Source organism: Treponema sp. OMZ 790, from assembly GCF_024181285.1.
In the GTDB taxonomy this organism is placed as follows: Bacteria; Spirochaetota; Spirochaetia; order Treponematales; family Treponemataceae; genus Treponema_B.
This window is the reverse complement of the sequence record NZ_CP051201.1, coordinates 2944759-2958740: the sequence shown is the minus strand read 5'-3', so window position 1 is coordinate 2958740 and position 13982 is coordinate 2944759. Positions and strand designations below refer to the sequence as shown.

Genomic DNA, 13982 nt, shown 5'->3' with positions numbered 1-13982 from the left:
GATAATGACTTTTAGAGAAATTGATAAATCAAACTATTGGGACTGTATAGCATTGAGCATTTATGAGAGCCAAAAAAACTTTGTTGCGGACAATAAACAGTCATTAGTTGAAGCGGCTTATGAGGATGGACTTTACACTTTAGGAGTCTACCACGAAGATACAATGGTAGGTTTTATTTTGTATGACTACGATGAAACTTTTCCCGGGTGGTCTATGAGCCGTTTTATGATAGGGAAGCAATTTCAAGGGAAAGGTTACGTCAAACAGGCCGCAGCCGAGTTTTTTGATTATTTCAAGAAAAAACACAATGCAGATAAACTGTATGTAAGCGTATCTTTGAAAAACATTGTTGCGCGTAAAATGTATGCTTCTATCGGTCTCAAAGAGATTAAAGAAGTAGAGTACACATTTTGCGGTAAGCATTTTAAAGAAATGCAGATGGTAAAAGAACTATAACGGAGATACAACGCCCGGTTTATTAGGCTAAGCAAATTAAAAGTTGCCGGAGGAATAAGAATTTATGAACAATAAAGAAGTGTTAGCAGCTTTTTTTAAGGCTGAAAATGAACGTAATTGGAATATCTATCAGCGGTTTCTCCATTCGGAAATATCTTGGCAATTATTCGGCAAAGAAGAAAAAAAGATTATCGGTGTAGAGAACTATATGCAGGTGATAAAAAAAGCTTACAGTAATACTGACGCTCAATTTTCTTGCGTAAATATGCAGATTTCATCAGACGGCAATAGAATCGTTACGTATTTGGTAAATAATTTCGGAGCTCGTTCACTGGATATTTTTGATTTTAAAGACGGCATGATATATCGGGAATATGAGTTTATTCTCGACTGAGAACTCTTAGGTTTGTCAAAGTAAAACAATTAAATAAAACTGCTAAAAGGAAGTAAAAGCAAAATAGCCGATACTTCCTTTTTTGATGCCAAGAAATATCGTCTATTTTTTTACCGGAAATACGAAAGGATGAGTAAATGAACAAAAAAATAATGCCACATAAATATTGATATAGACTTTTTGCACCAAATATTATATAATATTTGGTGCAAAGGAGGCGGCATATGAATTATAAAAAAATAATACTTGATAGAATAAACAGCTTGGATTCCAAACAGGTTTTTATTGCAAATGACTTTTTTGACCTTGCCAAATATGAAACGGTTCGTAGCACATTGAATCGCCTTGTGGAGTCAAAAGAGATTAAGCGTATAATGAACGGTGTTTACTATAAGCCGAAATATATTGAATTAATTGGAGAATATGAAGCGCCATCTGTAAATGAAGTTGCAAATGCACTTGCAAGAAAATATAATTGGACGATTGCACCTTCCGGAAACACAGCTCTTAATTTATTAGGATTATCTACTCAAGTGCCTGCGAAATGGACATATATATCAGATGGAAGATATGTGAATTTTTCTTTTGAAAATACAATGATTGAATTTAAACGTAGAAGTAACGGCGACGTTTCAAAGATGTCAACAATTACAGCGATGGTAATACAAGCTATTAAAGCTATTGGAAAGGATAAGGTAACAAAGAAGCAGATAAATTATTTGAGAGAAAAGTTATCTGATAAAGAAAAATCAGAATTGCTTAAAGATGGAAAGACCACAAGTGCTTGGGTATACAATATTCTTAGAGAAATATGTGAGGTATAAATCATGTTTGAGTATAAGAAGATTTCCAAAAATGAATTAGAACAGGTCATAAGAAATGCTTCACAAAAAATGGGAGTGAATGAAGTAATTATTGAAAAAGATTATTGGGTATGCTTTGTACTTAACTATTTGTTTTCAAAATGCAAATGGAAGGATAATCTTACTTTTAAAGGTGGTACGAGTCTCTCGAAATGTTTTTCTTTAATTCAAAGATTTTCAGAGGACATTGACTTAATTCTTGACTGGAGAGTTATAGGTTATAAGTTTGGGGAGCCTTGGAAAGAACGCTCCAATACAAAACAAGATAAATTTAATAAGATCTCTAATCAGAAAACAGCGGAATTTTTAAAAAATGAATTTGTACCTCAGATGGAGGATGATTTTAGAAACATGCTTGATGAAGAATTTCGAATAAGCATTGATAATGAAGATTCTCAGACAATACTTTTTAAATATTCAAAAGTTTTTAACTCATCATATTTAACTCAGGCTGTAAGACTTGAGATTGGAACATTGGCAGCATGGACTCCTTCAAGTATAGTTGGAATTATACCGGATTTACAGAAAAATTATCCGATGTTATTTGAAGGAGAGAGGATAGGGGTTAGGACAGTTCTTCCGGAAATAAAGAACCGAGGGACTGAAGATATTCTGATAGCCTGCATGGATGGGCTTACAGGTTTTCCTGAAGCGGTAAAGGCAGTATTTGCCGATACTCATATACAGCATTGTATAGTTCATATGGTTAGAAGCTCTACCAAATTTGTTTCTTACAAAGACCTTAAGGATGTATGCAAAGACTTGAAAGAAATATATTCAGCGATAAATGAAAAAAGTGGAGCTGAAGCTCTTGAAGATTTTGGAAAGAAATGGGATGACAAGTATCCAATGATTAAAGCAGCCTGGCAGAGGAATTGGAATGAGCTTGTTGAATTTTTTAATTATCCTGAAGAAATCCGAAAAGCTATTTACACAACGAATGCAATCGAGTCTTTAAATTCCAGTTTAAGAAAAGTTACTCGTAATAAACCAAGCTTTCCTGATGATGATTCGATATATAAGGCTATGTATTTAGCTATACGCAATGCGAGTAAAAGGTGGACTATGCCTATAAAAAATTGGGGCATTGCCGTTAATCAATTTGCCATATTGTTTGACAAAAGGGTTCCTTTTTGATAAATTAAAAAAAAGCATTTACACAGTTTTTTGGACAAGGCCGGAAAAAAAAGTGATATAATGAGGTGTAGAGCTATGTACAATTTTGAAAATGATGCATCGTCGAAGCAGAGTATACGCCTTTTGTCAGTTCTCTTTTTGTAGGTACGCTTTGGGCAATATGGCATTTCATTAAAATATCGAATGTAGGCATCGCGGGATTTTTATTATTTATCCCAACGATTATTATGTTGAGTGTTTTAATGAGTTATATATTTCACAAGTCAAATAAATCGCTTGTAAATATGGTTGTATTCCATTCATTTTTTAACTTAACAAATATATTTTTGATTTATAACAGAGAAGGAAAAGCTTTTTACATAGCCTTACTCGGGGTTCAGACAGCAGTACTTTTTCTGATTTTTTTGAATGATAGAAATTATTTCAAATTGAAAACCAATCAATAAATCCCGGTTTGCCAACTACCAAAATCAAATAAAATCACTAATAAGGAAGTGGGATGCCGAAATTATAGATCTTTTAACACAAATCCATGAGCATAAGGGAAAACAGGCTTAGAAGCCGCTAAAAGTTTTTATAGGTTTTCCGATAAGAAAGATATGAACTCACCAGATTTTTTTTATGTGGTAAAAAATGTCGTTCTTTCGCCTATAGTGATCGGAGTAACCATTGTTTGCGGTCTTCTTTTAAGTTTTATTTTTTATGTGATGAGCTATAAGAAAAAAGCCGGAAGTTTTGCACTTAAAAAGAAGTTTTCTGCACCTGTAAAGGAAAAAGCTCCCCCGCCTCAAGAAGAAACGGAAGCCGAAGAAGAGGAAGAGTAACACCTATTCTTTTAGCTTGAGTACTAATCAATCAAGTTCCATTGTTTTTACCCTCTTCCCATAAAACCCGCAAATATCCTTATAAAGCCTTAATATCTCGGTTTCGCCTTCTATAAAGTAGCGATGAACATCGGGGATGGTCTTAAAAAAGGTTTCCTGCCGCTTGGCGTAGTGCTTGGTATTCCGTTTTATAAGAGCCGAGACTTCTTCTAAGGCCGATTCGGGTTTTAAGCGGTTGTTCTCATCGAAGAATTCCCTGTAGCCTATGGCTTTGAGAGCGGGGCTTTCCCCCGTATAACCCATTTCGTAAAGCTTTTTTACCTCATCATAAAGCCCCTCGGCAAACATGGCATCGACCCGTTTTTCGATTCTTTCGTATAGAAGAGAGCGGGTTCTTTCAATACTTAAGATAAAAAACTCGTATTCTTCTCTTGGTGTTTCGGGGAGGGCAAAAGAACTTAAAGGCCTTCCTGAGGCGGCAAAAACCTCGTGAGCTCTTATTATTCTGTATTCGTCATGGACATGGAGACGCTGAGCCGAGACAGGATCTATTGTTTTTAGCTCATCCAGAAGAACGGCGGCACCCTCTTCCTTTGCGCGTTTTTGAAAGTGCTCCCGGATTTTAGGGTCGGCTGTAGGAGTCACAGGAAGTCCATAGATAAAATTCTTTAAGAAAAAGGCCGTGCCTCCCATCAAGACCGGAAGTTTGCCCCTCGCATATATTTCGGGGCAAAGCTTATCGGCCTCCCTCACAAAATCGGCCGCCGAAAATTCTTCCGAGGGCTCTTTTACGGCGATTAAATGATGGGGAAGGTCTTCCAATTCTTCTTTTGAAGGGGAAGCCGAGCCGATATGCAGGTGCTTATACACCTGTACCGAGTCGGCGCTTATAACTTCGGCACAAGCTGAAATAGCCGAAACACCGCCTTCTTTTGAGAAATCTTTTGAATTTTTATAAGAAAATATTTCGGAAGCTAAGCTTGTTTTCCCCGAAGCCGTTGCTCCGAAAAAAATCAATACAGGAATGCGCAAACTTTTAAAGCTGAAATTTTAGTTGAATTCGGGATGCCTTTCTATCTGATAATTTACCTCGCCGGTAAAAATCTGCTTTGCTCCGGCTGAAACAACCTTGTCTCCGCTTTTTTCGACATTGGGATCTTGAATTTTAGCCAGCTGATAGGCCCTTCTTGTCGATGCGCATGTAATCTCGTAAATATTGTCATCAAACTCGATGAGTTCTTCTAATGGAAATATCATGGCATCATTCTACCATCATTTAAGAAAAAAGTCAATCATTATTGAATTTCAGGCGTTATGTTTCCCATACCGATGACTGAAACGTCTTTTGGAATTTCGGGAACGGATAAGACCGGGACCATGGGCATTTCGTATTTTCTTGATAATAGTTACGAAAAAAGCACCCTAATCTCTTCCTCACGGTAGTACTGTGCTTGGGCACTCCACAGTTCGTAATACTTTCCGGCTTTGTTTTGGACGAGTTCATCGTGGGAACCGGTTTGGACAATCTCGCCATGATCGAAGACGAGTATTGTATCACAAAAACGGCAGGAGGATAATCGATGCGAAATATAAATTGCGGTTTTTGAACCGACAATTTTATCGAAGCCTGAATAGATTTCGCTTTCTGAAATCGGGTCTAAGGCAGCGGTGGGTTCGTCTAAAATTATAAAGGGAGCGTCTTTGTAAATTGCTCTTGCCATTGCAATTTTTTGCGCTTCACCTCCGGAGATTTCCATACCGCCGTCTTCGTAGTCATTATAAAGATACGAGTCTAAATCTTCCGGCATTTTTTCTAACGATTGCACAAAGTTTGCTGCATTTAACGCACGAAGCGCTTTTTCTTTATCGTACGTTAATTCCGATGCAACATTTTGTCCCAACTTAAACGAGAAAAGTGAAAAGTCTTGAAAAACGACGGCAAGTAAATTAAGGTATTCGTCATAATCAAATTGTTTAATAGGAACTCCGTTGAGGAGAATTTCGCCCTTGCTCGGATCGTACAAGCGAACCAAAAGTTTTATAAAAGTAGTTTTTCCGCTTCCGTTCATTCCGACAACAGCAAGCCGCTCTCCGGCTTTTAATTTTAAGTTTATATTTTTAAGAACACACTTTTCCGTACCGGGATAGCGAAAACTAACATTGCGGAATTCAAACTCGTATTGATTGCCGTCGCGTTTTTCTATCGGCTGTGTACCGCTATACTTTGTCTCACTTAAGTTTATAAAGCCCAAACACAAATCAAAAAAATCGCAGTTATTCGTGATGTCATTAAAAACCGTTGTCAAACCTGAAATCGCAAAAACAAATTGAGTAACAGCTCCGGCATACTGAACAATATCTCCCACAGATATTACTTCATAGTAAGCCTTTAATCCGACAAATAAATACACCACAAGCAAACCAATAATATTAAAAAAAGATAAAGAAAGCTTTACCGGTAAACGCAAAATACGAAACGTACGGTTAACCATTTTGTCAAATTCATTTTGTGTTTCAAAATATCCTTTGTAAAGTTCCGAATTATAAAGGCGAATATCCTTTCCCATTTTATAATCCAAAAGACTATCAACAGCGTAAGAATAGGGGCGCTCTTTTTCAAACACATCGCTTTTTTCAAACTTATCTATACGGCGTAAGGAAACAGTATTGATATGAATTTGTAAAAAGCAAATAAATAAAATTAAAAGTGTAAAGATTATATTTTGAGCAAAAAGAGGCAATCCGAAAATCGAAGCATCAGCTTTGTACATCGGAATCGCAAGGATAATTCCGGAGATAAACAAAAAAGTATTTTGCACAAGTTCCATACAGTTCACCAATTGCTTCCATAGTCCGAAGCCACCGTTATAATCCATGTTGTACATTTTATCCAGCTCGATGTGTAAGTTCGGATCTTCCAAAAGTTCATAATCGATAGTCGTATTTTTTCGACCGAATTCCATATCCCGCTTTTCAGTCATCAGCTCCATTCTAAAATAAGCGTGGTGTCCTAAAAACTTTTCCGTTAAGTCAAGCAAAAGATTTAAGACAACAGTAGCCAAGGCAAGAATAAAAATTTCTTTAAAAGTTTTTTGAGCTGAGATAGAATTTATGATAAGTTTCAAAGCATAGATATTTACAAAGGGTTTTGCTCCCACCATCAAACCGATAAGAGCATAATATGTCACAAGCCCCTTGTCCAGTTTGTGTAAAAACTTAATCGATTCGATAAAAGTTTTTATAACTTTTTTTAAGCTACGAGATTTTTTTTCAAGTTCCATAATAGTTTCCTTAATTATAATATTGTGATTGAACATCAAACATTTGTTTATATTGTCCGCCGAGTTTCATCAGTTCTTCGTGAGAACCTTCTTCGATTATTTTGCCGTCGTCGAGTAAAATAATACGATCACAAAATCTGGTGGAAGCTAATCTATGAGAAATAAAAATCGAAGTTTTGTTTTTTGTCATTTCATTATAATGCTCATAAATTTCACTTTCGGCGATTGGGTCAAGGGCGGCTGTCGGTTCATCTAAAATTAAAATCGGAGCGTCCTTGTATAAAACCCGGGCAAGCATTAACCGTTGCTGCTGACCGCCCGATAAATCCACGGCTTCGGTTCGTGTGCTTTTTACCAAGTAAGTATCTTCTTTATTCGGTAATTCTAAAAGCGTTTTTTGAAAACCGGAGTCGTTCACTGCTTTTTCAAAAAGTTTTTTGTTGCATTTGACTTGAGAACAGCAAATAATATTTTTTACTGTTTCCGGCGGGATAAAAATATCTTGAAACACAGCACCGTACATTTTTTTCAACGCTTCTTCGCCAAAGTCTCGAATGTCTACACCACCGATAAAAATTTCCCCCGATGTCGGATGAAAAAAATTCATAATTAAATTTATGAGCGTAGTTTTCCCCGCACCGTTTACTCCGACGATGCCGAGCTTTTCGTTTGCTTTAATATGTAAGTTTATATTTTGTAAAGTGTTTTCCTCAGCTCCCTCATACCGATAACAAACATTTTTTAACTCGATGTCAAATTTTTCCGGTAAAGCATTTCGTTCCCCAAAAGAATATTCTTCGGCAATTGATAAATACTCCCGGTAATAATCTATATCCAGCGAACCTTCACGTAAATCAGTAATTTGTTCAGAGATAGACATCAACCATTCGGAAAAACTTGTGATTATCGGAAAAAGAAAAACGAATTCCGCAATTGGAATTTTTCCCGTTAAAGCAAGTCGTATCAAATAAAAATATGCAAGTCCATCTCGTAAAAAAACAAAGAGTGCTGCAATTAAGTTTCCTAAAAACCGTGCATTTGCCAGCTTCGTATGTAACTGATGACGAGCTTCATTATAAGTTTTATAACTTTCAAAAAATAAACCGCCTAACTTGTACAAACGAATATCTTTGGCGTATTTACAATTTTTGCTTTTGCCTGAAAGATATTCCAGTTTGCGGTTCAAATCCTGAGAAGTATCGACAATTTTTTCCGTATAGTCAACAAGAAAAATTCCATATAAACAATTTATCGCAAAGGATACAAAAATTATTACAAGTAAGAATGGTTGTATTTGCAAAATAAATGGAACAAAGCTTATCATACCAAAAAGCGAAACCAGCAAATTGGAAAAGATTCGCCCCGCCTGAGCAGTGATAGCCATAGAGCCCATGACGGCATCTGCAGCCGTATCCATTTTTTCTAGCGTTGATTTTTTTGCAAACTTTTCATAGTCCATTTTTGCTGAAGTGATTATTCGCTTTAACCGATAGAAATGTCGCATTTCTTGACCCTCGTGTTCCATAAAATAGTTCATAAGATCAAGAAGCATTTTTGCAATGGCAAGTCCCGCTCCCACCAATAGAACTTTTTGCAAGTAGGTAGCTATCGGCAGTTTTTGCGTCAAACCATCGATTACCACCTTAGGCAAAAAAGCTTGCAAAAACGGCATCAAAATCGTAGCCGGCACCAGCAAAAAAATCAGTAAAAATTGCAGCTTGCTTTCTTTCCAAATGTTCCCAAACAAATATAATGAGTTATTTATAACTCCGTGTTTTTTCATCCACATCTCCTATGATGATATTCATATCTGCATTATACTAAAAAAAATATTTTGTATAGACTGTATCATAGTTGTTAATTATCACATAGAATGAGAATTCTGAAATACTATAATTTGATAAGTCTATAATTTACAAACACTTATAGAATTTCAGCCTTAAATCCTCGTGATAATAAAAATCAGTAAAAAAGCCTGTTTTTAGCCTATATCGTTACCTAAGCAGAAAAATAAAGTAAAACCAATAGAAACGGTGTTATTCAACTAATTGAATAGCTATTAAATACTTATTTTTAAGTGATTTTTCGGTAGTTGCATACCGTCTTTTAACTCCTCATTTTAATCCAAAAGAACCGTATCGTCCGCTCTATAAAGCGAAGCAAAAAGCGATATTCTTTGTTCGCTATACGAGCTTTATCAAGCATATAATCAGCTTCAGCTTGATGATACTCTTGTTGTATCGATTAATGAATCTAAGTCCTAAAAATTCATTTCTACATTTACACTCAAAACATGGTATTTCTAAAATATCGTTCTATAATCCCCATACCTAGCATTATATCAATTTTTTTATATTTTGTCCGGTTTAAAAATATTTTTTATCTTAACTCATCAGGCTTTTTATTTTATACCGGCATCCTCACCAATACTATTTCTTTAAATAGCCATATCGTTTTTGTATCGAGGTCTTTGTCTTTTAATTTCGATCCTAAAAATCTCATAAAAACATGGATAGTTTACAGCTTGCAGCTGCTGTAATCTATGATTGCGATTTATTTTTGACAAATGATCGGCAGTTATTTCAGTTTAAAGAAATAAACTGCCGAATATTAGAATAAATTATATAGTCTTATTGAATTTCAGGCGTTATGTTTCCCATACCGATGACTGAAACGTCTTTTGGAATTTCGGGAACGGATAAGACCGGAACCATGGGCATTTCGTATTCGAGAAGCCGTTTTATTAAAAGCCGGCCTTCTTCGGGAACAAGAATAACGGCAACTCCCACAAATTGAGCATTAAAGTTGTTGTATGCAGTTTGAACAGCCCTGAGCCATGCTTTTTTAGATTCAATATCGATTGCCGGCTGAGGCCCGGTCAGAGTATCTATGCGGCTTGCCAAAACGGTTTGGAAAAAGGCTGAGTCTACCATAAAGGCTCTTAACGAATTATCATCTCCCAAATATTGCTGAACAATTTGCCTTCCCAATCTTTGACGCACTTTTTCGGCAATTATATACATATCTCCCGTTATGCGCCTATAGTCGGATATAGTTTCGAGAATAGCCGGAGTATTCCGTATGGATACATTCTCTCTAAGAAGACACTTGAATACGGTTTGCAAGTCGCCCAGAGTAAGTTTGTCGTTTGTTTGAATTTCTTCGACAACAATGGGGTTTAATTTTTTTACGGAATCGAGCATGTTGCTTACCATCTGCCTTGAAAGTATATCATCCGCATGAGTTTTTATTACATGAGTTAAATGCGTTGCTATTATCGAAGGCGGATCGATAACCGTATACCCCGCTCTTTCGGCCGCAGGCTGATTTGCTTCCGATATCCAAATAGCAGGGAGACCAAAGGCCGGATCTAAGGTAGGCTCTCCGGGAATTTCATCTTGAACGTTTCCAGGGTTTACCGCAAGATACGCCCCCATTCTTATCTTTGATCTTGCAATATCGGCGCCCTGTATTGTGATGCAATATTCATCCGGCGGAAGGTTCATTGCATCTACAATTCGGATAACGGGCATAACAAGGCCGGTTTCCAAAGCGATTTCTTTTCGTATTCGTTTAATACGGGATAAAAGCTCGGCGCCTTTTTCTTGATCTACAAGAGGAAGAAGACCATAACCGAATTGGAGCAATATATCGTCTAAGGGACTTACGGCCTTAGTATCATCCGTTTCACTTTTTGCCGCTTGCTCCGATGCTGCTTGAGCCTCTTTAGCTGCCTGCTCTTTTTGGGCCCTTGTTACCTTTGTAGTCTGCAAACGCCATCCGAGAAAGGCAAGACTTAGTGCAATTATAATTAAGATTATCGACGGGAAGCCGGGTAAAATTGCCATTACCGTCAAGGTAACAGCTGCGATGTAATAAATAGTCGAATTGCGTGCAAATTGATCGGTGATATCTTTTCCGAAAGAACCTGTTGAAGCCGAACGCGTTACTACAAGACCTGTTGCAACCGAAATAAAAAGAGAAGGAAGCTGGGCTAAAAGACCGTCTCCTATTGTAAACCTTGTGTACATCTGCAATGCTTTGCCGAAGGCTTCTTGTCTAAACACTATACCTACAATTAAGCCCGCTACAATATTCAAAATGGTGATAAAGATGCCTATTTTTACGTTCCCCGAAACGAATTTACTCGCACCGTCCATTGCTCCGTAAAAGTCGGTAGACCTTTGCAGGTCTTCTTTTTTCTTTCTGGCCTCGGCCTCCGTTATAACGCCGGCGTTGTATTCCGCCTCTATAGACATGCTCCTAGTATTGTTAAAGTCTAAGGCAAAACGGGCGGCAACCTCAGCGATTCTTGTCGCACCCTTTGTGATTACAAAGGCTTGTACTGCAATTAAGATAATAAAAACTACAAAACCTATGACCAAGCCTTGATTTCCTGAAGAGCCTATAACAAATTGACTGAAGGCTGCTATCATTTTGCCGTCAAAGGCTTCTCCATATGTTAGAATGAGCCTTGTAGAGGAAACGTTTAAAGCAAGTCCGAATATGGTGGATACTAAAAGCAATGACGGGAAAACCGTAAATTCCGTAGGTTTGTCTACAAATAAAACTATGAGCAGTATTATAAGGCTGAATATAAGATTCAAAGCCATAAAAAAGTCTAAAAGAGCTGTAGGTAGAGGAATAATAATCACAAATATCACCATGATAGCTCCCACGGCTACCAAGGCATTCGGTGCTTCTTTAAAAATTCTGTTTTCGGCCATTTATCGATTTACCTCCATCTTTTCCTTAACATTTCTTTTTCTTTTAGCGAGTAAATTTTTAAGAATATAATCGAAAGCGATTTATAGTATTCGCTTGGAATTATCTGTCCTAAATCTACATTGGCATAAAGAGCCCGCGCCAGAGGAACATTTTCAATTGTAGGAATGTTGTTTTCTTTGGCAATCCTTTTTATGTTTTGGGCTGCCGCATCAACTCCCTTCGATATAACCATGGGAGCAGGCATAACCCCTTGTTTCCATTGAAGAGCGACCGCATAGTGGGTCGGGTTTGTAATAACGACATCGGCATCAGGCACATTTTTTATGCCGGTTTTTTGCAGGATTGACTGCATCTGTCTGTTTATCTGGGCCTTTACCATCGGGTCTCCTTCCAATTCTTTGTACTCATCGGTTACTTCCGTTTTTGACATTTTTAAGGATTCGGAAAACTGGCGTTTTTGAAAAAAGTAATCCGGAATACTTAAAAGAACCAGAGCGATGGAGGCATAGACCAATATTTGAGCTGCCGTTTTAGCGATAAAAATTATTGAATTAGTAAAATCGGATTGAAGCAGGGCTATCATCTTTGTAATATTGTTCTTTATAACAAGATATCCTATAAAACCTATAATAGCAACCTTAAAAAGCGATTTTGCCAAATTAAAAAGCCCCTCGGCAGAAAATAAAGCTCTTTTAAAAAAGCGTACAAAATTGGGGGTAACCCTTTTAAAATCGGGCTTGATAGGCTTTGTCGAAAATAAAAAGCCTCTGTTTTGAATAATGTTTCCCAATACTCCCGAAATTAAAGCAACAGCGGTTATCGGGAAAACCGTTCTAAAAAAATACGAAACAAAGATACCGAACCATGCTCCGTTTAAAACGTCTTCCGTCGTGCAGCGCTCAAAAAAGAAAGAAATAACCTGCATTAAGGATTTAAAGATATAAGGCCCCATTATTATAAGAGTGATTACGGGAAGCAGCACAACCATGGCAGCGTTTAGGTCTTGACTTTTTGCAACTCTTCCTTCTTCCCGGGCTTTGCGTATTTTGTACTCGGTCGGGTCTTCTGTTCTGCCTTCGTCTTCTGCAGCGAACCACTGCAAGCCTATCTTTTTATTGAGGAGGAGCTCTTCTTGCGAAAAATACTTTTGATAAAGGAGGTCTGATTCTATGTTTATCATTTAGCACCTCCGAGGCTGTCTAAAAGCCTCCAAAAATTCAATAAGCCTTTTTCCAACATAATTTCAAAGGTGTTTATAAAAAAAGGCAGAGCAAGGGCCAAAATAAAAAAGGCGGTTAAAATGGTAATTGGGAAGCCTTCGGATAAAAGGTTCATCTGAGGAGCCGCCTTTGTTAAAAGACCCATTGTTATGTGAATTAAAATGAGCGTACCCATAACCGGCAAGGCAATTATCATTGCATTAAAAAAAAGATTTCCAATCGCACCTAAAAGATAGGTTGAAAGTTCATCTTGTTTTTGTAAGAACATAAAACAGTTGACATGTTCAATGCCCTTCATTATACCGCCTAAAAAAAGGCGCTGAAAGCCGTTTATGCGTAAAAAAATGAGGACTGCGATAAAGTTAAAATATTGACCTATAAGAGGGTTTTCAACTTGAGCCAGAGCATCAAAAACTCCGGAAGCCCCGAAACCCATCTGAAATGAAAAAAACTGTCCTGCTGTACTGAATGTAGAAAATAAAATGCTTATAAAAAACCCGGTTAAAACCCCGATAAGGCCTTCCCCCAAAAGTAAAAGAAGATATTCAAGGCTAAATGCATTTAAATTTCTGAAATCAGGATAGGCATAGGGGGTAACCATAAATGCAGTCAAGCCGGCAAGAGCAACCTTTGCTATTCGCGAAACATTGCGCATCGACATTAGGGGAGAAGTCATCAATATGGCAAAAATTCGAACTGCTGCGAGTAAAAAAATAGGTTCTTTATTTAGAATAAAATCAAAGGGCTGCATTTAGTTAAAGAGTCATTCCTTAATTTATCTTACCAGTTGAGGAATTAAATTCATTAAAGAAACAAAATATTCCCGTAATACTGTAATCATCCAAGTTGCCAAAAGAGCCAGCATTCCCAAAATAGTTAAAATTTTGGGAACAAAGGTAAGCGTCTGTTCCTGTATAGAAGTAGTCGCCTGAAAGATCGCCACAATCAAGCCGACCAAAAGAGCTGCAACTAAGATGGGTGCAGAAAGCATAAGTATTATACCTATACCTTCACGCATTAAAGTAACTATAGTACCTGTAGTCATAGTCCCCTCCATAATGACCTAGGATTATCCTTT

At 37.2% G+C, this 13982-nt stretch carries 13 protein-coding genes; 5 read left to right on the top strand and 8 right to left on the bottom strand.

Features of this window, described 5'->3' with window-relative positions:
• Positions 1 to 4 precede the first annotated feature (4 nt).
• The 5 genes from E4O01_RS13970 (at position 5) to E4O01_RS13950 (ending at position 3675) form a co-directional block, all read left to right on the top strand.
• Positions 5 to 457, top strand: coding sequence for a GNAT family N-acetyltransferase (locus tag E4O01_RS13970; RefSeq protein ID WP_253692908.1), 453 nt, complete (start codon positions 5 to 7; stop codon positions 455 to 457).
• A gap of 64 nt (positions 458 to 521) precedes the next feature.
• Entirely contained in the window at positions 522 to 851 is a 330-nt protein-coding gene (locus tag E4O01_RS13965; RefSeq protein WP_253692907.1) for a nuclear transport factor 2-like protein, read from the top strand.
• 224 nt (positions 852 to 1075) lie between these two features.
• A complete protein-coding gene (locus tag E4O01_RS13960) occupies positions 1076 to 1675 on the top strand; it encodes a DUF6088 family protein (RefSeq protein ID WP_253692906.1) in 600 nt (199 codons plus the stop codon).
• A gap of 3 nt (positions 1676 to 1678) precedes the next feature.
• Complete coding sequence (locus tag E4O01_RS13955) at positions 1679 to 2851, top strand: IS256 family transposase (RefSeq protein WP_253692905.1); 1173 nt, start codon at positions 1679 to 1681, stop codon at positions 2849 to 2851.
• A gap of 599 nt (positions 2852 to 3450) precedes the next feature.
• Complete coding sequence (locus E4O01_RS13950; RefSeq protein ID WP_253692904.1) at positions 3451 to 3675, top strand: hypothetical protein; 225 nt, start codon at positions 3451 to 3453, stop codon at positions 3673 to 3675.
• A 27-nt stretch (positions 3676 to 3702) separates the two neighbouring features.
• Here E4O01_RS13950 and miaA read toward each other — a convergent pair whose 3' ends face one another.
• The 8 genes from miaA to fliQ form a co-directional block, all read right to left on the bottom strand.
• A complete protein-coding gene (gene miaA / locus E4O01_RS13945) occupies positions 3703 to 4701 on the bottom strand; it encodes a tRNA (adenosine(37)-N6)-dimethylallyltransferase MiaA (RefSeq protein WP_371819662.1) in 999 nt (332 codons plus the stop codon).
• Between the two features lie 24 nt (positions 4702 to 4725).
• Positions 4726 to 4932 carry a DNA-directed RNA polymerase subunit omega gene (locus tag E4O01_RS13940; RefSeq protein ID WP_253692902.1) on the bottom strand — a complete coding sequence of 69 codons (207 nt, stop codon included), beginning with the start codon at positions 4930 to 4932 and terminating at the stop codon, positions 4726 to 4728.
• A gap of 149 nt (positions 4933 to 5081) precedes the next feature.
• Positions 5082 to 6956, bottom strand: a complete 1875-nt coding sequence (locus tag E4O01_RS13935; protein ID WP_253692901.1) for an ABC transporter ATP-binding protein — start codon at positions 6954 to 6956, stop codon at positions 5082 to 5084.
• A 10-nt stretch (positions 6957 to 6966) separates the two neighbouring features.
• Positions 6967 to 8739 carry an ABC transporter ATP-binding protein gene (locus E4O01_RS13930; protein ID WP_253692900.1) on the bottom strand — a complete coding sequence of 591 codons (1773 nt, stop codon included), beginning with the start codon at positions 8737 to 8739 and terminating at the stop codon, positions 6967 to 6969.
• An 847-nt stretch (positions 8740 to 9586) separates the two neighbouring features.
• Positions 9587 to 11683 (bottom strand): flagellar biosynthesis protein FlhA, encoded by a 2097-nt coding sequence (gene flhA / locus E4O01_RS13925; protein ID WP_253692899.1) that lies wholly within the window; start codon positions 11681 to 11683, stop codon positions 9587 to 9589.
• Positions 11684 to 11691: 8 nt separating this feature from the next.
• Entirely contained in the window at positions 11692 to 12864 is a 1173-nt protein-coding gene (gene flhB, locus E4O01_RS13920; protein WP_253692898.1) for a flagellar biosynthesis protein FlhB, read from the bottom strand.
• The gene (gene fliR / locus E4O01_RS13915) at positions 12861 to 13655 is read right to left on the bottom strand and encodes a flagellar biosynthetic protein FliR (protein WP_253692897.1); all 795 of its coding nucleotides are present in this window, start codon (positions 13653 to 13655) and stop codon (positions 12861 to 12863) included. The genes flhB and fliR overlap by 4 nt, the downstream gene beginning before the upstream one ends.
• 24 nt (positions 13656 to 13679) lie before the next feature.
• Entirely contained in the window at positions 13680 to 13949 is a 270-nt protein-coding gene (gene fliQ, locus E4O01_RS13910) for a flagellar biosynthesis protein FliQ (RefSeq protein WP_253692896.1), read from the bottom strand.
• Positions 13950 to 13982: the final 33 nt, after the last annotated feature.

What these genes read in the sequence shown, in the direction of transcription:
- E4O01_RS13970 (WP_253692908.1), top strand. Translation starts at nt 5, where the DNA reads ATGACTTTTAGAGAAATTGATAAATCAAACTATTGGGACTGTATAGCA.
- E4O01_RS13965 (WP_253692907.1), top strand. Translation starts at nt 522, where the DNA reads ATGAACAATAAAGAAGTGTTAGCAGCTTTTTTTAAGGCTGAAAATGAA.
- E4O01_RS13960 (WP_253692906.1), top strand. Translation starts at nt 1,076, where the DNA reads ATGAATTATAAAAAAATAATACTTGATAGAATAAACAGCTTGGATTCC.
- E4O01_RS13955 (WP_253692905.1), top strand. Translation starts at nt 1,679, where the DNA reads ATGTTTGAGTATAAGAAGATTTCCAAAAATGAATTAGAACAGGTCATA.
- E4O01_RS13950 (WP_253692904.1), top strand. Translation starts at nt 3,451, where the DNA reads ATGAACTCACCAGATTTTTTTTATGTGGTAAAAAATGTCGTTCTTTCG.
- E4O01_RS13940 (WP_253692902.1), bottom strand. Translation starts at nt 4,932, where the DNA reads ATGATATTTCCATTAGAAGAACTCATCGAGTTTGATGACAATATTTAC.
- E4O01_RS13935 (WP_253692901.1), bottom strand. Translation starts at nt 6,956, where the DNA reads ATGGAACTTGAAAAAAAATCTCGTAGCTTAAAAAAAGTTATAAAAACT.
- E4O01_RS13930 (WP_253692900.1), bottom strand. Translation starts at nt 8,739, where the DNA reads ATGAAAAAACACGGAGTTATAAATAACTCATTATATTTGTTTGGGAAC.
- flhA (WP_253692899.1), bottom strand. Translation starts at nt 11,683, where the DNA reads ATGGCCGAAAACAGAATTTTTAAAGAAGCACCGAATGCCTTGGTAGCC.
- flhB (WP_253692898.1), bottom strand. Translation starts at nt 12,864, where the DNA reads ATGATAAACATAGAATCAGACCTCCTTTATCAAAAGTATTTTTCGCAA.
- fliR (WP_253692897.1), bottom strand. Translation starts at nt 13,655, where the DNA reads ATGCAGCCCTTTGATTTTATTCTAAATAAAGAACCTATTTTTTTACTC.
- fliQ (WP_253692896.1), bottom strand. Translation starts at nt 13,949, where the DNA reads ATGACTACAGGTACTATAGTTACTTTAATGCGTGAAGGTATAGGTATA.